This is a genomic window from Rhizobium sp. NLR8a (assembly GCF_019685235.1).
Lineage (GTDB): Bacteria > Pseudomonadota > Alphaproteobacteria > Rhizobiales > Rhizobiaceae > Rhizobium.
The window spans coordinates 369,764-391,241 of record NZ_JABDWI010000002.1 but is presented as its reverse complement, the minus strand read 5'-3'; the positions used below and the strand labels follow the sequence as shown (position 1 = coordinate 391,241).

Here is a 21,478-nt window from a genome sequence, read left to right as displayed (position 1 = left end):
CTACCCCGAAAAGGCTCTGTCCGACCTGTTCTCCAGCGCGGCGATCTCCTCGGAGACCTCGCTCAATCGCTGACGCAGGTCGCTGTCGGTGCCGTCATCGACCTCTTCCTCGCCAAAACAATAGCGCGCCTCGTGAAGCTCGAGCTTGGCTTCGAGCTCGGCGCGTCTGGCATATAGCCGCTTGAGATAGACGTGGTTCATCTCCCGGTCTCCACATCGTCCGGTGATGGGAAAACGATGTGGAGGCGGTAAGGTTCCGGTCTATCAGGTGAAAGAAGCGATCGCTGCTCTGCAGGCCTTGGCGAAATGGCCGCAACAGCCGGCGGCGCCCATCGTTTGGCGACTGACGCGCGCGCCTTCGAGCAGCAGCGTCAGCGTATCGGCAAGAAGTTGAGGTTCGCGCGCACCGGCTGCCGAACAGAGCGCGGCGAGGCGATCGCGTTGTTCGGCCTTGTGCCGTTCGATCACTTCATGGGCGGGATGACCCTCCCCCTTGAGCTCGATGGCGGCGTTGGCGAGATCGCAGCCAGCGGGCTCGCCGTTCAGACACTGCGCCCGCATCTCCACCCAGGCGCCGAGCTGGGCGCGGGGATCGCCGGGATGGGCGGCCTCCAGATCGCACCAGATGGCATTGGCCTTTTCGGAGGCGCGCCGCAACGTCTCGCAGACGAGTTCGTCCTTCGAGCCGAAATGCCGGTAGAGCGTCATCTTGTTGGTCAGGGCGGCGTCGGCGATGGCATCGACGCCAATGCCGCGGATGCCGCGCTCGCGGAAAAGCTCCACGGCCGTCGAGACGATGCGCTCCCGCGGCGGGATGCGATCTTCTGAAACGGTTGCGGAGATTTCATTCGAAGTTTCTGATTTTTTTGCGGACGAAGTCCTTGACATCAATGTGACCGATCGGTAACAACAGCATTGTTACTTACCGGTAACACCACAGGCCGCGAAAGTCAACGCAGAGGGTTGGCGGCGGATGTGGAACACGGGCGACCGCCCACGAAAGGAGGACAAGCCATGAGAAAGACCAGAGACGACCTGACGATATCCGAAGCCCTTCGCGACCCCCTGATCGCCATGGTGTTGCGCGCCGACGGCGTGAAGCTTGAGGACTTCAAGCAACTCCTGGAGACGGCCGCCGACAAAGGTCAACCGCGCCCGACGCCGGTGGGCAAGATGATCGGAGCGCTTGCGAGCCGCGCCAATCTGCCGGCCATCCCCTGCTTCGGCTGAAAAGCCGCTTGAACCCGGGGGATCTCTCCCTGCCCCCGACAAGGGCTGTCGTCATAAAGAGGCGGCGGCCCTTGCTGCTTGATCGTAGTGGCCGGAAAGTGCCCTCAGCATCGCTGCCACTGCCGATGTCGAGCCGGCATCGAGCCCGAGCCCCTTCATTGATTCCACCAGCAACGCTTCGCGCACCGCACGGTATCTCAGGCAGGTTTCAACGCCCTTGTCGGTAGCGATGATCAACTTCTCCTTGCCTGCCCGCGCGCTTTTCACGAGGCCGCGCTTTTCCAGCTTCTTGAGCGCATAAATCACCAGATGCGTATCCTCGACGCCGAGCACGCTGCAGAGATCGCCGAGCCGCTTCGGCCGCCGCCGGTGCGCCACCGAATGCAGCACCAGCACGTCGATCGCAGCGCAGCCGGGTTCGCCCGCCGCCGTCATGCAGCGCACCATCCAGCGGTCGAAGGCATTGCCGGCGAGGATGAGCCCAAATTCCAGTTCCGACAGAACGGGAAGCGCGCCGTCGGCGAGATGCGAGGAGGAGACGATCGGCCCGATTTCCGGTTGCCCGCATTCATCTGCCATTCCATCCCTCCACGATCAACAGCTCAACGTTGACATTTTATCGATAAATCGTCAATGATTTTTCAATTCAACGGGAGGCCGGACGATGAGCGGGCAGTGGGATTTCTGGATCGACCGCGGCGGCACCTTCACCGATATCGTCGCCCGCCGCCCCGACGGCTCGCTCGTCGCGAACAAGCTGCTTTCGGAAAATCCGGAAGCCTATCGCGACCCGGCGGTTCATGGCATCCGCGAATTGCTCGGCCTCAAGCCCGGCCAGACGATCCCTTCCGAGCTCATCGGCGCCGTGAAGATGGGAACGACGGTCGCCACCAATGCACTTCTCGAACGCAAGGGTGATCCGACCCTGTTGGTGACGACGAAGGGCTTTCGCGATGCGCTGGAGATCGGCTATCAGGCGCGCGCCGACATCTTCGCCAAGAAAATCGTCAAACCGGAACTGCTCTACGCCGATGTGATCGAGGCCGACGAGCGCGTACTGGCGGACGGCACGGTGGAACGCCCGCTCTTAGAAGATGATCTGCGGCACGCGCTTGAAGCCGCCTATGCGCGGGGACTGCGCGCCGTCGCAATCGTTTTCATGCATGCCTACCGCTATCCCGAGCACGAACAGCAGGCCGCCGCCATCGCGCGCGCCATCGGCTTCACGCAGATCTCGCCCTCGCATGTGGTTTCACCGCTGATCAAGCTTGTCGGCCGCGGCGACACGGCCGTCGTCGATGCCTATCTATCCCCGGTTCTCCGGCGCTATGTCGATCAGGTCGCCGTCGAGCTCGGCGCGGTCGAAGGAAAGGGCCCGAAGCTGATGTTCATGCAGTCCTCGGGCGGACTGACCGACGCGCATCTCTTCCAGGGAAAGGATGCAATCCTCTCCGGACCCGCGGGCGGGGTGGTCGGCGCGGTCGAGGTCTCGCGCATCGCCGGTTTCGACAGGATGATCGGCTTCGACATGGGCGGTACCTCGACGGACGTTTCGCACTATGACGGCGAGCTGGAACGCGCTTTCGAGACCGAGGTCGCCGGTGTGCGCATGCGCGCGCCGATGATGAAGATCCATACCGTCGCAGCCGGCGGCGGCTCGATCCTGAGCTATGACGGTTCACGCTTCCGCGTCGGCCCGGAATCGGCGGGTGCCACGCCCGGCCCGAAATCCTATCGCCGCGGCGGGCCGCTTGCTGTTACTGACGCAAATATCATGACGGGCAAGCTGCTGCCGGAGTTCTTCCCCACAATCTTCGGGCCGGAGCAGGACCAGCCGCTCGACGCCGAGGCGGTGCGCGCCGCCTTTGCCGAGATGGCGCAGGATATCGGCGGCGGCCGGACGGCGGAAGAGGTGGCCGACGGCTTCCTCGCTATCGCTGTCGAGAATATGGCCAACGCCATCAAGAAGATCTCCGTCCAGCGCGGTTACGACGTTTCCGACTATGCGCTCACCTGCTTCGGCGGCGCCGGCGGCCAGCATGCCTGCCTGGTCGCCGACAGCCTCGGCATGAAAACGGTGCTGATCCACCCCTTCTCCGGCATTCTTTCGGCCTATGGCATGGGGCTCGCCGATATCCGCGCCACACGCCAGCGCGCGGTGCTGGCCGAACTAGCCGCCGCCCTGCCGGCGATCGGCGGTATCCGGGCCGAACTGGAGAAAGAGGTGCGCAGGGAACTGATGCTGCAGGGCGTCGAAGCCGGCGACATGGAGGTCGTCATCCGGCTGCACCTGCAATATAAGGGCACCGACACCGCCCTGCCCGTCGCCTTCGGGCCGCAGGCGGAGATGACGCAAGCCTTTGCCGCCGCCCACAAGAAGCAGTTCGGCTTCATCTTCGAAGACCGGCCTGTCGTCATCGAATCCATCGAAGTCGAAGGCATCGGCGGCGGCGCCGATGTCGAGGAGATGAACGTGCAGGCGGGGAGCTTCGCACCGAAAGCGCTGCGCACGACCCGCTTCTATTCCGGCGGAAGCTGGCATGAGGCCGGCATTTTCAGGCGTAATGCGCTGAAGCCGGGTGCAGTCGTCAAGGGGCCGGCCCTCATCATCGAAGCGCATCAGACGATCGTCGTCGAGACCGGCTGGCAGGCGCGCCTGACCGGCCACGACCATATCGTTCTCACCCGCGAGATCGCGCTTTCCCGCAATTCGGCGATCGGCACCAGCGCCGACCCCGTCATGCTCGAAGTCTTCAACAATCTGTTCATGGCGATCGCCGAGCAGATGGGCGTGACGCTGCAGAACACTGCTCACTCGGTCAATATCAAGGAGCGGCTCGATTTCTCCTGCGCCGTCTTCGACCGCACCGGCGCACTCGTCGCCAATGCGCCGCATATGCCCGTGCATCTGGGATCGATGGATCGCTCGGTCGAAACGATCATCCGGCTCAACGAAGGCCGCATTCGACCGGGCGATGTCTTCGCGCTCAATGCGCCTTACAACGGCGGCACGCATCTGCCCGACATCACCGTCGTCACGCCGGTGTTCGACGACGCCGGCGAGACCATCCTGTTTTACGTCGCCTCGCGCGGCCATCATGCCGACATCGGCGGCAAGGCACCTGGTTCGATGACGCCGCGGGCGACCAAGGTCGATGAGGAAGGCGTGCTGATCGACAATTTCCTGCTGGTCGACAAAGGCCGTTTCCGTGAGAGCGAATTTGCGGCAATGCTGCGGGACCATCCCTACCCCGCCCGCAACCCGGCCCAGAATCTCGCCGACGTGAAGGCGCAGATCGCGGCCAACGAAAAGGGCGTTCAGGAACTGCGCAAGATGGTCGCCCATTTCGGGCTCGACGTCGTCGAAGCCTATATGGGCCATGTCCAGGACAATGCCGAGGAGAGCGTTCGCCGGGTGATCGCCCGCCTCAGCGACAGCGAATTCTCCTATCCCACCGATCAGGGCGCCGTCATCAAGGTGAAGATCACCGTCGACCGGAAGGCGCGCGAGGCAACGGTCGATTTCACCGGCACGAGCGCCCAGCAACCGACCAATTTCAATGCGCCGGAACCGGTGACGCGCGCCGCGGTGCTCTATGTATTTCGCGTCATGGTCGAGCAGCCGATCCCGATGAATGCCGGCTGCCTGCGGCCGATCCGGATCGTCGTGCCGGACGGATCGATGCTGCGCCCGGCCTATCCGGCCGCCGTCGTCGCCGGCAATGTCGAGACCAGCCAGCATGTGACGAATGCGCTCTTCGGGGCGCTCGGAACGCTGGCAGCCGCCCAAGGGTCGATGAACAACCTGACCTTCGGCAACGTCACCTACCAATATTACGAGACAATCTGCTCCGGCGGCCCCGCCGGCCTGCTCAATGACGGCACCGGCTTCAGCGGCGCCGACGGCGTGCACACCCATATGACCAACTCACGGCTGACCGATCCCGAGGTGCTGGAATTCCGCTTTCCCGTCGTGCTGGAAGATTTTCACATCCGCCGCGGCTCCGGGGGCAAGGGCCAATATAGTTCCGGCGGCGGGACCGAGCGCACCATCCGCTTCCTGCAAGCGATGGATTGCAGCATTCTCTCCTCGCACCGAACGATCCGGCCTTTCGGCCTCTTCGGCGGGGAAGACGGGCAATTGGGAAAAACGGAGGTTCGTCGCAGCGACGGCACGGTCGAAAGGCTGGAAGGCTGCGACCAGGCAATGCTCGCCGCCGGCGACGCCGTGATCGTCACGACGCCGACCGGCGGCGGCTACGGCAAACCGGTTTAGAGGATCGGTTTGCCACCGGTGACCGCGATTGTCGTGCCCGAGACATAGCTCGACAAGGGATCGGCCAGCATGACATAGGCCGTGGCCAGTTCGGCCGGCTGGCCCGGCCGCTTCATCGGCACCTGCTTGCCGAAATTGCTGACGCTATCTTCGGGCAGCGTCGACGGGATGAGCGGCGTCCAGATCGGGCCCGGCGCCACGGCATTGGCGCGAATGCCCTTCTCGGCCAGAAGCTGGGCCAGGCCGGCGGTGAAATTCTGGATCGCACCCTTCGTGGTGGCATAGGCAAGCAGCGTCGGGTTCGGATTGTCCGCATTGATCGAGGCCGTATTGATGATGGAGCTGCCGGGCTTCATATGGGCGACGGCCGCCTTTGTCAGGTAGAACATCGCGTGGATGTTGACCTTGAAGGTCAGCTCCCACTCCTCGTCGCTAATCTCGTCGATGCTCTTGAAGCTTGCCTGGTGCGCGGCATTGTTGACGAGAATGTCGATACCACCGAGCTCCTTGACCGCCGTCTCGACAATTTGCCGGCAATGGGCCGGATCCTGGATGTCGCCACTGACGAGCACGGCCTTGCGCCCCGCCTGTTCAACGAGCCGCTTCGTCTCGTCGGCATCCTCATCCTCGTCAAGATAGGAGATCACCAGATCTGCGCCTTCCCGGGCATAGGCGATTGCCACTGCCCGGCCGATGCCGCTGTCGCCACCGGTAATGATCGCCCGCTTGCCCTTGAGCCGTTCGGATCCGCGATAGGTTTTTTCACCATGGTCGGGAACCGGATCCATCTGTGCCGTGAAACCCGGCATCGGCTGTTTCTGGGATGGGAAAGGGGGTGTTGGATATTGTGTCATTATAGCCTCCTGAGTTGAGGGACAAACTCAGGCTGCGGCTGGTTGTTCCAACGGCGTTGCGGCCAGATCGCTTTTCAATCTCGGTCTTCGTGCCGGTGACGCACTGCATCTCGCCGTCGCAATCGGTAGCGACGCCACGCTCGTCACGCTCGACAAGGGGCTGGCAAAAGCCTGGAGCATCATCGGAGCGCGTCTGCCTGTTATGAGGTCGGCGGTCGGCGGATGCGGATATCACGCAGTCTCCCGGTTCCATCGCCACCACATCCGCACAGACGATCAACCTACAAGATGTTGCGATTTGCCACAGCGACCATTGTGCCATAGTAATGTAATATGGCTGCAGTGTTCATGAGGTGCATGGAATTGGACGGAAAGACATCGCCCGCAGTTTACTCCGAAGATGAGAGCCTTGCCGGCGAAGCCGGCGGCAAGGGCACGCGCCGCGCCCGCGTCAGCGGCATCGACCGCGCTCTTCAGGTGATCGATCATCTCTATGAGACAGGATCGCCGGCCGGCGTCTATGCCATCGCCAAGGCGGTGAAGGCGCCGCTATCGACGGTCTACGTCATCGTCGACGACCTCGTCGAGAAGAACATGCTGACGCGCCAGGCGGACGGCTCGATCTGGCTCGGCGCCCGGCTTTATCACTATGGTCTCGCCTATGCGCGATCTCTGGATTTCATGAGCATTGCCACTCATGAAATGCACGATCTCTGTCGCCAGGCCGGCGAAACCGTGCAGGTCTGCGGCCGTGACGGCGATTACATGCTGGTGCTTGCCATGGCCGACGGTCCGAGCCATTTCCAGGTGGCGTCGCGCGTCGGCACCCGGGTGCCGCTCAACTGGACGGCATCAGGCCGCCTGCTCGTCGGCCACCTCCCCGAAGAGGAACGCATCGAGCTTTTCAAACGCTGCGCCCGCTCATCACCGACCGGCCGCGCCGAGATCGATCCGAGCACCCTGTCGGAAGCGGCCGGCAAGGCCTTCGAGGCGCGCCTGTCGATCCAGGCCGGAGAATCCGACTATGCGGTCGCCTGCATCGCCTCGCCGATCTGCGATCGCGCCGGCCAGTGCGTCGCCACCATTTCGATCGTGCTGCCGGAGCAGAAGGCCTTTTCCGATGAGAACCATTATACGGCGCATGTGCGCAATTCGGCGGAACGGATCGAAAAACTGATGGGTTGGCGCAACCGCTGACACCTGCCGCGCCACCGGATTTATCTGTAGGAATAGCCGTGGCTGTGACGCACGAGCCTGCGCGCCCGCGGCACGTACCGGCTGGCTGTGAACGCTTCGGCGCCCATCACCGCAAAGCGCGGCTCGAACAGCTTGCTGAGGACCGAGACATCGCCATTGGAATCCGTTGCTTGGAGCCCGGAATCGACGAGGTCGAAAATCGTGAATTCGGCTGGCGCGCCGACGGAAAGCCGGTTCTCCATCGGCAGCTTGATGACGGAGGCCGGCGCATGGGTGACGGCTTCAACGACCTTGTCGAAGGGCATGCCGACGCTGAGCAGCTTCGACATCGTCGTTGCCAGATCCCAGACCGGAAAGTTCATCGAATGGCCGTGCAGATCGGTCGAGATCGAGAACGGCAGAAGCCCGCGCGCGATCGCCGCTTCGGCGACCTTGAAGGAGAAGGAGGCGCCGCCATGGCCGATGTCGAGGCGGATGCCTTCGGAGGCGCAGCGCTCGGCGAGATTGAAAAGATCCTCGTCCTCCATGATGCTCGAACCGGCCTTGCCGTTGAAGCAGTGGGTGACGACGTCGCCGGGGCCGAGAATTTCGAGCACTTCGTCGTAAAGTGCCGGCGGTTCGCCGACATGGACCATCATCGGCACTTTCAGGATCTTGGCGATCTTCTTGCCGAGCTTGACGGGAGTGACGCCCCAGGAGCCGGTGATGACGTGGCTGGCGCGCACCTTGATGCCGACGATGTGCTCGCTGTTTTCGGCGTAGACTTCGAGAATCCGGTCGAGATCGATATCCCTGATATCCCTGAGCTCGGCGACGCGGTTGCAGGCGACGAGGCCGATCGAGCCGAGGTTCAGGAAGGCCTTGATGCGTTCGCGTGAGGGCTCGATGATATACTCGCGGAAGCCATGGAAATTTGCCTCGCCGGCCGAACCGGCGTCGACCAGGGTGGTGACGCCGCGCTCGAGACCGCATTCGGAGGGGCGGATGGAGATATCGGTGCCGCCATGCCAGATGTGTACGTGTAGATCGATCCAGCCCGGCGAAATGAAGGCACCCTTGCCGTCGACGCGTGTCACATCCTCAGAGGCCGGAAGCGACGGACCAATCCCGGCGATGCGGCCGTCAGCATTGACGAGAATGTCGATCACCCCCTCGGATGCGCCCGCACCGAACGCCATCGGTCTGACATTGGTGAGGAGAAGTGGCTTCTTCGTCCGGTCGCCCGATATGATCATATTTCCAAATTCCATAGTTATGCTATATAAATCCTTATAATAGAATAAAGCCGAAGAGACTGCTGTCAAGAGAAATGAAGCGTCGCTAGCCGCACGGCAGTGGCGGCAGCGCGCTCGTTCTCAACCGCGCTCCCGCCAAGGAGCGGCAAATTTTTCCAGCGATTTCAATCTCGCAGGATTGAGTAGTCAAGCCGTTCGAGGTGGTCGGGATCGGCGATGGCTTCGATGGCCGCAATCCTGTCTCCGGCGATGGTAAACGCTACTACGACGCGAATCTGACCCGCGATGCGCACGACGAAGCCAAGCTCGCCGTCGACGATGGCGATCTCTGCCGCCTGCGCCCGGCCCTTGAACAACTCTGCCACTTCGGATGCGCCGCGCGTTTCGCCGAAGGCCCCGAAACGCGCCGCCGTCGCGTCCAGCCGAAACACGACATCTGGGGCGAGCACGGCAATCAGCGCCTGCAGATCACCGCTGCGCGAAGCCGTTAGAAAGGCCTCCGCAATCGTTCGCTTGCGGCCGAGATCGACATCCGGCGTCTCGTCCACGCCCTGCACCCTGCGGCGGGCACGGCTCGCGAGCTGACGGGCGGCGGCGGATGATCGGCCGATAATCGGCGCGATTTCGTCGAAGGGAAGATCGAACATGTCGTGCAGCACGAAGGCAACCCGTTCGGCAGGCGCCAGCGTCTGCAACACGACGAGCAGCGCCACGCCCACCGAATCGGCGAATGCGGCGTCGCGCTCCGGATCCTTGGCAGGATCGGCGATCGCTGCATGGACTGGCATCTCCAGCGGCTCCTCGCGCCGGGTCTTGCGGGCACGCAGCATATCGAGGCAGATACGAGCCACCACCGTCGTCAGCCAGCCGCCGAGATTGCCGACGTCAGTCCTATCCGCACGGGTGAGCCGCAGCCAAGCCTCCTGAACGGCGTCTTCGGCCTCGCTGCGCGAGCCGAGCATGCGGTAGGCGGCCGCTTTCAGATGCGCCCGGTTCGCCTCGAATTGATCGGCCAGCCAATTATTCTCGTTCATCCGTCACATTCCTTCGCTGCGTTCCGTCACATCAATGACGAATGAAACCGGGCCGGTGTGACAGCGCCGGCGGATCGTCGCACCCTGAACGCATCAAGGAGACATATCATGCAGGAGAGAATGGGAAATCCCGCCCTCGTGCTTCCACAAGCCATGCAGGCGCTCAATGCACTCGGCAAGGTGCCGACCGAAACGGGCCTTTCGCCAAAGCTGCTCGAACTCGTCAATCTGCGCGCCAGCCAGATCAACGGCTGCAGCGTCTGCATCGATGGTCATTGGCGCATTGCCCGCAAACACGGTGAGACGGATGAGCGGCTCTTTGCCGTCGCCGGCTGGCGCGACGCCCCCTATTATAGCGATGCCGAGCGAGCAGCCCTTGCGCTGACCGAGGCTGTGACCCGCACCAGCGACCGCGCCGACCCGGTGCCGGACGAGATCTGGGACGAGGCGACCCGGCATTATGACGGCCGCAGCCTTGCGGCTCTCGTCATCGCCATCGCCAACATCAATGTCTGGAACCGGTTGAACATCGCAACCCGTCAGATCGCCGGCGCCTGGAAACCGTGATCGGCGATTGCCGGCAGCGTTTCACCCCGCGCTGCCGGCGACCACACTTCTATTCAGCCCGGCAGCTCAGATGATGCCGCCGCCGCCGGCAACCGATGCCGGACGCTCGGCCGCCACCTTTTTGCGGTAGCCACTGGCGCGGTAGGCGGCGATCGGGTCGATCGCCCCGCCGGCGCGACGGCGCGCCTCGGCAAGGATCGGTTCGACATCGGCGCGATAGGCGCGCTTCAGCGTTTCCGACGCCATCAGCGCGTCATTGTCCTGCTGATAGCCCTCGAGCGCCTTGCGATCGACGAGGAGCGCCTGCGCATAGGCGCGGCGGATTTCGTTGGCGCTGTTGATCAGGCTCTCGATCGGATCGGTGACATTGTGGGACTGGTCGATCATATGCGCCGGATTGAAATCGTTGACGCCGCGCTGCTCGGCATCGACCAGCTCGTTGAACACCAGGAACAGCCGATAGGGATCGATTACGCCGGCATCGAGATCGTCGTCGCCATATTTCGAATCGTTGAAGTGGAAGCCGCCGAGCTTCCCGAACTGGATCAGGCGGGCAACGATCATCTCGATATTGGTGTTCGGCGCATGGTGGCCGAGATCGACAAGGCAATGGGCCTTGGGGCCGAGCGTCTGGGCGATCAGATAGTTGGTGCCCCAGTCCTGTACGATCGTCGAATAGAAGGCCGGCTCATACATCTTGTGCTCGGAGAACAGCTTCCAGTCGTCGGGCAGCGCCTTGTAAATGTCGGCCATCGAGGCGAGGTAACGCTCGAATGCCTTGGTGAAATTGCTCTGGCCGGGGAAGTTCGATCCGTCGCCGATCCAGACCGTCAGCGCTTTGGAGCCGATCGCCTTGCCGATCTCGATGCATTCGAGATTGTGCTCCACCGCCTGCGCGCGCGTCGCCGCGTCGGTGTGGCTGAGAGAGCCGTATTTGTAGGAATGGGCCTGTCCCGGCGCGTCGGAGAAGGTGTTCGAATTCATCGCGTCGAAGCCGAGGCCGAGCGCATCGCCCTTGGCCTTCAATTCCTTGGCGTCCGCCTTGTCCCAGGGAATATGCAGCGAGACGGTCGGTGTCGCCTGCGTCAGCTGATTGATGACGGCGCAATCGTCGAGCTTGTCGAAGATGCCGCGTGGCTCGCCGGCGCCCGGGAAGCGGGCAAAGCGCGTGCCGCCGGTGCCGACACCCCAAGAAGGAACGGCGACGAAGAATTCCGCGACCCTGCGGGTGATGGCTTCGATATCGACGCCGCGGCGCGCAAGTATGGCGCCCAGCGCCTCATAATCGGCTTTCAGTGCGGCTGCCCGCTTGTCGTTCTCGCTCGCGACGAGATCCTGCGCGATCCTGAACTCGGCCATTTTGTCCTCCCGGTTCTGCAATTTCTACATTGGAACTGCCGTGGGGCCGCCCCTCATCCGCCTGCCGGCACCTTCTCCCCGTTGTGAGGGGCAGAAGGGAATATGCCGCGCCGTCTCTGTCCTACTCCAACATTTCGTTGGGCAAGTCCCCTCTCCCCGTCATGACGGGGAGAGGGTTAGGGTGAGGGGCGGACGCATCCGCCCGTCAAAAATCACCGCGTAAAGCTCTGCACGTTGCCGGCGTCGACATTGATGATATTGCCGGTTGATTTTGCCGAAAGGTCCGATGCGAGGAAGTAGATCGCCTCGGCGATATCCTCCGGAAACACGTTGAGCTTCAGCATCGAACGCTTGCGGTAATGTTCCTCGAGATCATCGACCTCGATCTTCGAGGAGGCGGCGCGCTGCTCGCGCCATTCGCCGCTCCAGATCTTCGAACCGCGCAGCACCGCATCCGGGTTGACAGTGTTGACGCGGATGCCGGCATCCGCGCCTTCCAGCGCCAGGCAGCGGGCGAGATGGATTTCGGCGGCCTTTGCCGTGCAATAGGCAGACGCGTTCGGCGAAGCGGCAAGGCCGTTCTTCGAGGCAACGAAGACAATGTTGCCGCCGAGCGCCTGGCGGCGGAACAGACGGAACGCCTCCCGCGAGACAAGGAAATAGCCAGTCGCCAGAATGTCGATATTGCGGTTCCAGGTCGAAAGCTCGGTGGCTTCGATCGGCGCGGAGGAGGCAATGCCGGCATTCGAGACGAGGATATCGACGCCGCCGAATTCGACCGAAGCTTCCGCGAAGGAGGCGATCACCGCATCTTCCTTGGTAACGTCGAGCCGGACGCTGCGCACGGCATCAGCACCGTATTTCTTGACGAAGTCGGCCTCTGTGCTTTCGAGTGCTGCCTGATCGATATCGGCAAGCACCACGCAGGCGCCCTCGCCGACAAGGCGGGCGGCCGTCGCCCGGCCGATGCCGCCGGCGCCGCCGGTGACGAACGCCACCCGGCCGGCAAGGCTCTTCGGCTTCGGCATGCGCTGGAGCTTCGCCTCTTCCAGCAGCCAGTATTCGATATCGAAGGCTTCCCGCTCCGGCAGGCCCCGATATTCCGAAACCGTCGAGGCACCGCGCATGACGTTGATGGCGTTGACGTAGAATTCGCTGGCGATGCGCGCCGTTGCCTTGTCGCGGGCAAAGGACAGCATGCCGACGCCGGGAACGAGGAAGATGACGGGATTGGCGTCGCGCATCGCGGGCGAATTGTCATGCTTGCAGTCGTTGTAATAGCGGGCGTAATCGGCGCGGTAATCCTCCAGCGCCTGGTCGAGGCCGGCGACGATCGCGTCGACATCCGGCTTGGCCGGGTCGAAATCGACGATCAGCGGGCGGATCTTGGTGCGCAGGAAATGGTCGGGGCAGCTGGTGCCGAGCGCGCCGAGCGGCCGCAGATCTCGGGAATTGACGAATTCGAGCACGGCGTCCTGATCATCGAAATGACCGAGCTTGCGCTCCTGCTTGCCGATCCGGCCGCGGATCTCCGGCATCAGCCGGGCGGCGATAGCGCGGCGCTCGGCGACGGGCAGGCTCTGGGTCAGTGCACCGCCGAAAATCGTCTTGCCTTCGGTCTTTTCGGCAAACCAGACGATCGCCTTGTTGATGATGTCGAGTGTCAGCTCGTAGCAGGCCTTGGCGTCATTCGCCCAGGTGAAGAGGCCGTGGCTTTCGAGCACGACGCCCTTGGCGTTCGGGTTCGCCTTGACGAAGGCTTCGAGATCGAGGCCGAGCTGGAAGCCCGGACGGCGCCAGGGCAGCCAGCCGATCTCGTCACCGAAGATCTGCTTGGTCAATTCCCTGGAGTTCTTCGAGGCGGCAATGGCGATGATCGCGTCGGGATGCATGTGGTCGACATGGGTGAACGGCACAAAGCCGTGCAGCGGCGTGTCGATCGAGGCGGCACGGCCATTCAGGTTGAAGGTGCAGTGCGGCAGGAAGCCGACCATGCGGTCTTCGTCCTCGACGCCCTTGTAGATTGATTTCAGCGATTCCAGCTTGTCCTGGTAGAGGGTCGCAAAACCATCGAGCTTGATAGTGCCGACGTCGCCGCCCGAGCCCTTGACCCAAAGGACCATGACCTTGCCGCCGGTTAGGGGATCGGTTTCCATCACCTTCGCCGAGGTATTGCCGCCGCCGTAATTGGTGATGCGCTTGTCGGCGCCGAGCAGATTGGAGCGATAGAGCAGCTTGCCGGGCTCATCGAGGCCCGCCGCATAACCATCATCCCACCGGTTTTCCAGAAGCCGGACGTTCGCCGCCATATCATCCTCCCATATAGGCTTGTCAGGCACCGCGATCAGCGAGCCCTTTCGCTCAAGGTATCGCGCATCATAAATGCGCTTGTCAATCGAAAACGATCAAAATCGCTTATGCTGCATCGCAATATGGAAATTTATGATCGTTTGTGATTGACAGGCTTTAACAGATACGAAATATATATGACAAGAGGAGGAGCCAATGCACGAACGCGAACGTCATCGCATCATCTTAAGCGCCGTTCAGGAAAAGTCCGTCGTGACGATCCAGGACATTTCCGAATTGACGGAAGCTTCTGAAGCGACAATCAGGCGTGACATTGCGGCTCTTCACGTGCAGGGCAAGATCCGCCGTGTCCGCGGCGGCGCGGAGGCGGTGCATCCGCCGCAGCTCGGCAATCTCGCCGGCCGGCCCTTCCGGGTTTCAGAATCAGTCAATATCGATAAAAAACGCGCAATTGCGCGCGCCGCCGTCGAACTTTGCGAGGCCGGCGACGCCATCATCATCAATGGCGGCACGACCACTTTCCAGATGGTGCATTACATGGCCGGCCACCGCCTGCAGGTGATGACCAACTCTTTTGCCATCGCCGAACATCTGGTCAAGCATTCCAAAAACACCGTGACGGTGCCGGGCGGCGCGATCTATCGCGAGCAGAGCCTGATCCTGTCGCCCTTCGACAACGACGCGATCCGCAATTTTTATGCGCGGCGCATGTTCATCGGCGCGCAGGGTGTCGGCCCGCTCGGCATCATGGAGGCCGACGCCCTCATCATCCAGAGCGAGCAGAAGCTGATGCACCAGGCCGACGAACTCGTCGTGATGGTCGATTCCAGCAAGTTCAATCGGCGGTCGAGCCTCATTCTCTGCGCGCTCGACCGTGTTTCTGCGATCATCACCGATGACGGGATTTCAGAAGAGGCAGCTCGCATGGTCGAGAATGCCGGCGTCCGGCTTATTGTCGCGACCCCGGTGGCGCAGCTTGCGAAGGAGGATTCCTCGTCGGTCGCATGAGGCGCCGCCGAGGTGTGGAAGTCTAAATCTTAATGGGAGGAAAGTGACATGAAATTCGCAAAGACACTGGCGCTCGGCGCAGCGCTCGCCATCGCCATGATGGCCGGCACCGCCAGCGCCAAGGACATCAAGATCGGCCTCGTCGTGAAGTCGCTCGGCAACGGTTTCTTCGACGCCGCCAACAAGGGTGCCCAGGAAGCCGCCAAGGAACTCGGCGGCGTGGAAGTGATCTACACCGGTCCGACATCGACGACGGCCGAAGGCCAGATCGAAGTGATCAACTCGCTGATCGCTCAAGGCGTCGATGCCATCGCCGTTTCGGCCAACGATCCCGACGCGCTTGTTCCGGCGCTGAAGAAGGCAACCCAGCGCGGCATCAAGGTCATCTCGTGGGATTCCGGCGTCGCACCGGAAGGCCGTATCCTGCAGCTCAACCCCTCCTCCAACGAGCTGATCGGCAAGATGTGCCTGACGCTCGCCAAGGATCATCTCGAAGGCGGCAAGGGTGACTTCGCCATCCTGTCGGCAACGACCACCTCGACCAACCAGAACATCTGGATCGACCAGATGAAGAAGCAGCTCAAGGATTTCCCGGGCCTCAACCTCGTCACCACGGTTTACGGCGACGACCTCTCGGACAAGTCCTATCGTGAAGCCGAAGGCTTGCTGAAGTCCAACCCGAACGTCAAGGTCATCGTCGCCCCGACAACGGTCGGCGTTCTCGCCGCTTCCAAGGTTGTCGAAGACAAGGGCCTTGTCGGTAAGGTCTACGTCACCGGCCTCGGCCTGCCGTCCGAAATGGCCGGCGCGATCAAGTCTGGCGCGACAAAGGAATTCGCCATCTGGAACCCGATCGACCTCGGCTACTCCGCCACCCAGATCGCCTACCGCCTCGTCAAGGGCGAGACCGACGGCAAGCCGGGCAGCGAAATCAATGCTGGCCGCATGGGCAAGATCAAGGTCGGCGACAACGGCGAAGCCGCCATGGCCGATCCCTTCGTCTACAATGCCTCGAACATCGACCAGTTCTCCAAGGTCTTCTGATCCGAAGCAGCTCTATAAAAGCCCGGCGGCCTGTTAGCCGCCGGGATTTCTCATTCGACACTGGTAGAAAGCCGATGAACGCCGCCTTTCAACAATCCGTCACGGACAGCAAAACCGGCGATGCCCCCGCCATTCTGGAAATGCGCGGCATCTCCCAGATCTTTCCCGGCGTGAAAGCGCTCGACAATGTCAGCATCGCGCTTCACCCCGGCACGGTCACCGCGCTGATCGGCGAAAACGGCGCCGGCAAGTCGACACTCGTCAAGATCCTGACCGGCATCTACAGGCCGAACGAAGGCGAGATCCTGGTTGACGGCCGGACAGTGACCTTCGCGAGCGCCCAGGCGGCGATCGATGCCGGCGTCACCGCCATCCACCAGGAAACCGTGCTGTTCGACGAGCTGACGGTTGCCGAAAACATCTTCCTCGGTCATGCGCCGCGCACGCGCTTCCGCACCATCGACTGGCAGATGATGAACAGCCGCTCGAAGACGCTGCTGACGGCGCTTGAAAGCAATATCGATCCGACGATCCGGCTGAAGGACCTCTCGATCGCGCAACGTCACCTGGTGGCGATTGCCCGCGCTCTGTCGATCGAGGCCCGCATCGTCATCATGGACGAGCCGACGGCCGCCCTTTCCCGCAAGGAGATCGACGATCTCTTCCGCATCATCAAGGGCCTGAAGGAACAGGGCAAGGCGATCCTCTTCATCAGCCACAAGTTCGACGAGCTTTACGAGATCGCCGACGATTTCGTCGTCTTCCGCGACGGCCGCGCTGTCGGCCGGGGTAAGCTCAAGGAAACACCGCAGGACGAAATCGTCCGCATGATGGTCGGCCGTGACGTCGAAAACGTCTTTCCGAAGATCGATGTCGCGATCGGCGGCCCGGTGCTCGACGTGGAAAAATACAGCCACCGCACCGAATTCCGCGATATTTCGCTGACCCTGCGCAAGGGTGAGATTCTCGGCATTTACGGCCTGATCGGCGCCGGACGATCGGAACTCGCGCAATCGCTCTTCGGCATCACCAGGCCGCTCTCCGGCAGGTTGACGCTGGAAGGCCGGGAAATTTCGATCAGCTCGCCGCATGACGCCATCAAGGCCGGCATCGTCTATGTGCCGGAAGAGCGCGGCCGCCACGGCCTGGCGCTGCCGATGCCGATCTACCAGAACATGACGCTGCCGTCGCTGACGCGCACCTCGCGCAAGGGCTTCCTGCAGGCGGCGGAAGAATTCGCGCTCGCCCGAAAATATGCCGAGCGGCTGGATCTGCGCGCCGCCGCCCTCTCCGTGCCGGTCGGCACGCTGTCGGGCGGCAACCAGCAGAAGGTCGTCATCGGCAAGTGGCTCGCCACCATGCCCAAGGTCATCATCCTCGATGAGCCCACAAAGGGCATCGACATCGGCTCGAAAGCCGCCGTCCACGGCTTCATCAGCGAGCTTGCCGCAGAGGGCCTCTCGATCATCATGATCTCTTCCGAGCTGCCCGAGATCATCGGCATGTCGGACCGCGTTCTGGTGATGAAGGAAGGCCTGTCGGCCGGGCTCTTCGAGCGCGATCAGCTTTCGCCGGAGGCGCTGGTGCGCGCGGCGACCGGAAACGCATGAGGTGACGGGCATGGCCAAACTGATCAGAAAACGCGAAACCCTGCTCTTTGCCATCATCGTGCTGATGATTGGCATCTTCTCGACGCGGGCGGCCGATTTCGCCACACCGGATAATCTCGCCGGCATCTTCAACGACACAGCGATCCTCATCATTCTTGGCCTTGCCCAGATGACTGTTATCCTGACGAAATCGATCGATCTCTCGGTGGCCGCCAACCTTGCCTTTACCGGCATGGCGATCGCGATGATGAACGCCGCCTTTCCCGGCCTGCCGCTGATCGTGCTGATCCTCGCCGCGGTCGTGATCGGCGCTGCCCTCGGCACCATCAACGGCTTCCTCGTCTGGCGCCTGGAAATCCCGCCGATCGTCGTGACCCTCGGCACGCTCACCATCTATCGCGGCATGGCCTTCGTGCTCTCCGGCGGCGCCTGGGTGAACGCCCACCAGATGACGCCGACCTTCCTCGCCGTTCCCCGCACGCCGATCCTCGGCCTACCGGTGCTGAGCTGGGTTGCGATCATCATCGTCGCGCTGATGTACATGCTGCTGCGCTACAGCCCGTTCGGCCGCTCGGCCTATGCGACCGGCGGCAATCCGACAGCTGCCGTCTATGCCGGCATCGATACCGGCCGCACGAAATTCCTCGCCTTCGTGCTCTCGGGCGCGCTCGCCGGCCTTTCCAGCTATTTATGGGTTTCGCGTTATGCGGTCGCCTATGTCGATATCGCCAACGGCTTCGAGCTCGACAGCGTTGCGGCCTGCGTCATCGGCGGCATCTCGATTGCCGGCGGCGTCGGCTCGGTCGCCGGCACCGTGCTCGGCGCGCTGTTCCTCGGCGTCATCAAGAACGCCCTGCCGGTCATCGGCATTTCGCCCTTCACGCAGATGGCGATCTCCGGCACCGTTATCATTCTCGCCGTCGTCTTCAACGCAAGGCGCGAGCGCAATCGAGGCCGCATCATCCTGCGTGACCGCGCAGCAGCGGAGGTCGCAGCATGAGCACCGTTTCTCCAACGCCCGAAAAACGGATCATTCCCGATCGGCTCGGCACGCCGTTCAAACGCATCATGTCGAGTTGGGAAGTGCTGCTCTTCGGCGTCGCCATCCTGATCTTCATCTTCAATTCCGTGGCCTCACCCTATTTCCTCGATGCCTGGAACCTCTCGGACGCGACTTTCAACTTCACCGAAAAGGCGATGATCGCCTTCGCCATGGCGCTGCTCGTCATCTCGGGCGAAATCGACCTCTCGGTCGCCGCGATCATCGCCCTCGCCTCGACGGCGATGGGGGCGGCGGCGCAACTCGGCGTCGGCACGCCGGGCCTGGTCGCGATCGGCATCGGCACCGGCCTTGCCTGCGGCATCTTCAACGGCGTGCTCGTTTCGGTGCTGAAACTGCCGTCGATTGTTGTCACCATCGGCACGATGAGCCTGTTCCGCGGCATTTCCTATATCGTGCTCGGCGACCAGGCCTACGGCAAGTACCCTTCCGATTTCGCCTATTTCGGCCAGGGCTACGTGTTCTGGGTGTTCTCCTTCGAATTCGTGCTGTTCTTCGTGCTGGCGATCCTCTTTGCCATCCTGCTGCATGCGACGAATTTCGGCCGGCAGGTCTATGCGATCGGCAACAATGATTTCGCCGCCCGCTTCTCCGGCATCCCGGTCGAGCGCGTCAAATTCATTCTCTTCCTGCTGACCGGCGTCATGAGCGGTGTTGCCGCCGTCTGCCTGACTTCGCGGCTCGGCTCGACCCGGCCGTCGATCGCCCAAGGCTGGGAACTCGAGGTCGTCACCATGGTCGTGCTCGGCGGTATCTCAATCCTCGGCGGCTCGGGCACGATCGGCGGCGTCGTGATCGCCGCCTTCGTCATGGGCCTCGTCACCTTCGGCCTCGGCCTGTTGAACGTGCCCGGCATCGTCATGTCGATCTTCATCGGCCTTCTCCTCATCATCACCATCGCGATTCCGATTATCGCCCGCCGCATCAAGCTCATGAGCTCCCGATGACCCTGGAAAAACACGCCTTCAAGATGCAGCTCAATCCCGGCATGGAAACCGAATACCGCAAGCGGCATGACGAGATCTGGCCGGAGCTGGTCGATCTGCTGCACCAGTCGGGCGCCAGCGACTATTCGATCCATCTCGACCGCGAGACCAACACGCTGTTCGGCGTGCTGACGCGGTCGAAGGACCACACGATGACGAGCCTGCCGGACCATCCGGTCATGAAAAAATGGTGGGCTCATATGGCCGATATCATGGCGACCAATCCGGATAATTCGCCTGTTCAAAGCGACCTCGTCACCCTCTTCCACATGCCATGACCACCAGTTCCTATCGCCGCATCGCCGTCCTCGATATCGGCAAGACCAATGCCAAGGTCGTCGTGCTCGACAGTGGGACAGGCGCCGAGATCGCCGTCCTGAAACGGCCGAACATCATGATCAAGACCGGCCTCTACCCGCATTATGATATCGAGGCGCTCTGGTCCTTCGCCCTCGACGCACTGAAAGGCCTGGCGCGGGACCCCGGCTTCGATGCCATTTCGATCACCACCCATGGCGCCGCAGCCGCGCTGCTCGACCGGGACGGTGCTCTCGCCATGCCCGTGATCGACTACGAGCATGAATATCCGGAGGACATCCGGGATGCCTATACGCGGCTGCGTCCTTCCTTCGAGGAAACCTTCTCGCCGCGCCTAGCAATGGGCCTCAATGTCGGCGCGCAGCTGCACTACCAGAAGACCGCCTTTCCCGAGGAATTCGCCCAGGTCGCGACCATCGTAACCTACGCGCAATATTGGGCGGCGCGGCTGACCGGCGTCGCCACCAATGAGCTGACTTCGCTCGGCTGTCACACCGACCTCTGGAACCCGAAAACATCAAGCTATTCCTCGCTCGTCGACAGGCTCGGCATCCGCGGTCTGATGGCGCCGATCCGCTCCGCCTTCGATGCGCTCGGCCCTGTCCTGCCTGATATTGCCGACGATATCGGCATCTCCGTGCCCGTCTATTGCGGCATCCACGATTCCAACGCCTCGCTGCTGCCGCACCTCGTCCATCGGCAAGCCCCTTTCGCCGTCGTCTCGACAGGCACCTGGGTCATCAGTTTCGGCGTCGGCGGCGATCTCGACCACCTCGATCCGAAACGCGATGCGCTTGCCAATGTCGACGCCTATGGCCGCGCCGTTCCCTCCTCGCGTTTCATGGGCGGGCGGGAATTCGATATCCTTTCGGCCGAAATCGGCCCTGTCGACGAAAAGGCCGCGCAGGCAGCGATCGGCGCCGTCATCGACAAGGGCATCATGCTGCTGGCCAATATCGCCCCCGGTTCGGGACCGTTTCCGGGCAAGGCAAGCCGCTGGATCGGCGCCGAAGACGCGAGCCGCGAGGAGCGTTTTGCCGCCAGCTGCCTCTATCTCGCGCTGATGACCGATGCATGTCTCGGACTGATCAGCGCCAAGGGCCCTGTCATCGTCGAAGGGCCTTTTGCCCTGAACGGAACCTATCTCAAGCTGCTCGCCGCCCTCACCGGCCGCGATGTCATCGCCCTTCCCGGCTCGACCGGCACCAGCCAGGGGGCCGCCCTTCTGACCGGCATCCGGCCGGTCTCCGGGGCGCAGACACATGTTCCGCCGACCGATATCCCCAGGCTCAAGGCCTATCGCGATCGCTGGTTCGCGGCGATGAAATAGCAGCTTTTCCCAGGCGCGCCCCTTGTTCCTCGCCGGCTTGCGGTTAGTAGTGTGGCACCT

General features: G+C 62.5%; 19 protein-coding genes and 1 pseudogene. 12 read left to right on the top strand and 8 right to left on the bottom strand.

The genetic code is table 11. The features are described from left to right. A complete protein-coding gene (locus tag HJC04_RS05085; protein WP_210632325.1) occupies positions 1-201 on the bottom strand; it encodes a hypothetical protein in 201 nt (66 codons plus the stop codon). 63 nt (positions 202-264) lie between these two features. Then, complete coding sequence (locus tag HJC04_RS05080) at positions 265-888, bottom strand: TetR/AcrR family transcriptional regulator (RefSeq protein WP_210632324.1); 624 nt, start codon at positions 886-888, stop codon at positions 265-267. Positions 889-1,014: 126 nt separating this feature from the next. Between HJC04_RS05080 and HJC04_RS05075 the strand changes: the two genes are divergently transcribed. After that, positions 1,015-1,230 (top strand): hypothetical protein, encoded by a 216-nt coding sequence (locus tag HJC04_RS05075; protein ID WP_210632323.1) that lies wholly within the window; start codon positions 1,015-1,017, stop codon positions 1,228-1,230. A 51-nt stretch (positions 1,231-1,281) separates the two neighbouring features. On the opposite strand, the gene HJC04_RS05070 is transcribed toward HJC04_RS05075, so the two are convergent. Continuing rightward, positions 1,282-1,809, bottom strand: coding sequence for a winged helix DNA-binding protein (locus tag HJC04_RS05070; RefSeq protein ID WP_210632322.1), 528 nt, complete (start codon positions 1,807-1,809; stop codon positions 1,282-1,284). Between the two features lie 85 nt (positions 1,810-1,894). Between HJC04_RS05070 and HJC04_RS05065 the strand changes: the two genes are divergently transcribed. Continuing rightward, positions 1,895-5,506 carry a hydantoinase B/oxoprolinase family protein gene (locus HJC04_RS05065; protein WP_221145056.1) on the top strand — a complete coding sequence of 1,204 codons (3,612 nt, stop codon included), beginning with the start codon at positions 1,895-1,897 and terminating at the stop codon, positions 5,504-5,506. On the opposite strand, the gene HJC04_RS05060 is transcribed toward HJC04_RS05065, so the two are convergent. Beyond that, positions 5,503-6,360, bottom strand: a complete 858-nt coding sequence (locus tag HJC04_RS05060) for an SDR family oxidoreductase (protein WP_221145054.1) — start codon at positions 6,358-6,360, stop codon at positions 5,503-5,505. The two genes, HJC04_RS05065 and HJC04_RS05060, sit on opposite strands and share 4 nt — an antisense overlap. A 79-nt stretch (positions 6,361-6,439) precedes the next feature. Between HJC04_RS05060 and HJC04_RS31590 the strand changes: the two are divergent. Both HJC04_RS31590 and HJC04_RS05055 read left to right on the top strand, forming a co-directional pair. Then, positions 6,440-6,553: pseudogene (locus HJC04_RS31590) on the top strand (VapC toxin family PIN domain ribonuclease); the annotation flags it as partial. Between the two features lie 164 nt (positions 6,554-6,717). Continuing rightward, positions 6,718-7,557 carry an IclR family transcriptional regulator gene (locus HJC04_RS05055; RefSeq protein WP_210632319.1) on the top strand — a complete coding sequence of 280 codons (840 nt, stop codon included), beginning with the start codon at positions 6,718-6,720 and terminating at the stop codon, positions 7,555-7,557. Positions 7,558-7,577: 20 nt separating this feature from the next. On the opposite strand, the gene HJC04_RS05050 is transcribed toward HJC04_RS05055, so the two are convergent. Both HJC04_RS05050 and HJC04_RS05045 read right to left on the bottom strand, forming a co-directional pair. Beyond that, positions 7,578-8,792: an amidohydrolase/deacetylase family metallohydrolase gene (locus HJC04_RS05050; protein WP_221145052.1), complete on the bottom strand. Its 1,215-nt coding sequence runs from the start codon at positions 8,790-8,792 to the stop codon at positions 7,578-7,580. Positions 8,793-8,956: 164 nt separating this feature from the next. Continuing rightward, the gene (locus HJC04_RS05045) at positions 8,957-9,826 is read right to left on the bottom strand and encodes a sigma-70 family RNA polymerase sigma factor (RefSeq protein ID WP_210632317.1); all 870 of its coding nucleotides are present in this window, start codon (positions 9,824-9,826) and stop codon (positions 8,957-8,959) included. A 108-nt stretch (positions 9,827-9,934) separates the two neighbouring features. Between HJC04_RS05045 and HJC04_RS05040 the strand changes: the two genes are divergently transcribed. Then, positions 9,935-10,393, top strand: a complete 459-nt coding sequence (locus HJC04_RS05040; RefSeq protein ID WP_210632316.1) for a carboxymuconolactone decarboxylase family protein — start codon at positions 9,935-9,937, stop codon at positions 10,391-10,393. Positions 10,394-10,459: 66 nt separating this feature from the next. Here HJC04_RS05040 and rhaI read toward each other — a convergent pair whose 3' ends face one another. Both rhaI and HJC04_RS05030 read right to left on the bottom strand, forming a co-directional pair. After that, complete coding sequence (rhaI, locus tag HJC04_RS05035) at positions 10,460-11,752, bottom strand: L-rhamnose catabolism isomerase (RefSeq protein ID WP_210632315.1); 1,293 nt, start codon at positions 11,750-11,752, stop codon at positions 10,460-10,462. A gap of 212 nt (positions 11,753-11,964) precedes the next feature. Continuing rightward, a complete protein-coding gene (locus HJC04_RS05030) occupies positions 11,965-14,061 on the bottom strand; it encodes a bifunctional rhamnulose-1-phosphate aldolase/short-chain dehydrogenase (RefSeq protein WP_221145050.1) in 2,097 nt (698 codons plus the stop codon). A 196-nt stretch (positions 14,062-14,257) separates the two neighbouring features. Between HJC04_RS05030 and HJC04_RS05025 the strand changes: the two genes are divergently transcribed. The 7 genes from HJC04_RS05025 (at position 14,258) to HJC04_RS04995 (ending at position 21,418) form a co-directional block, all read left to right on the top strand. Continuing rightward, on the top strand, positions 14,258-15,070 hold the full coding sequence (locus HJC04_RS05025) for a DeoR/GlpR family DNA-binding transcription regulator (protein ID WP_210632313.1): 813 nt from the start codon (positions 14,258-14,260) through the stop codon (positions 15,068-15,070). Between the two features lie 48 nt (positions 15,071-15,118). After that, on the top strand, positions 15,119-16,114 hold the full coding sequence (rhaS, locus tag HJC04_RS05020) for a rhamnose ABC transporter substrate-binding protein (RefSeq protein ID WP_064808509.1): 996 nt from the start codon (positions 15,119-15,121) through the stop codon (positions 16,112-16,114). A gap of 74 nt (positions 16,115-16,188) precedes the next feature. Continuing rightward, positions 16,189-17,724: a sugar ABC transporter ATP-binding protein gene (locus HJC04_RS05015; protein ID WP_210632312.1), complete on the top strand. Its 1,536-nt coding sequence runs from the start codon at positions 16,189-16,191 to the stop codon at positions 17,722-17,724. Between the two features lie 10 nt (positions 17,725-17,734). Beyond that, the gene (locus HJC04_RS05010) at positions 17,735-18,724 is read left to right on the top strand and encodes an ABC transporter permease (protein ID WP_210632311.1); all 990 of its coding nucleotides are present in this window, start codon (positions 17,735-17,737) and stop codon (positions 18,722-18,724) included. Next, the gene (locus HJC04_RS05005) at positions 18,721-19,731 is read left to right on the top strand and encodes an ABC transporter permease (RefSeq protein WP_210632310.1); all 1,011 of its coding nucleotides are present in this window, start codon (positions 18,721-18,723) and stop codon (positions 19,729-19,731) included. Before HJC04_RS05010 ends, HJC04_RS05005 begins: the two co-directional genes overlap by 4 nt. Next, entirely contained in the window at positions 19,728-20,048 is a 321-nt protein-coding gene (gene rhaM, locus HJC04_RS05000) for an L-rhamnose mutarotase (protein WP_210632309.1), read from the top strand. Before HJC04_RS05005 ends, rhaM begins: the two co-directional genes overlap by 4 nt. Next, positions 20,045-21,418, top strand: coding sequence for an FGGY-family carbohydrate kinase (locus HJC04_RS04995; protein ID WP_221145048.1), 1,374 nt, complete (start codon positions 20,045-20,047; stop codon positions 21,416-21,418). The genes rhaM and HJC04_RS04995 overlap by 4 nt, the downstream gene beginning before the upstream one ends. Positions 21,419-21,478: the final 60 nt, after the last annotated feature.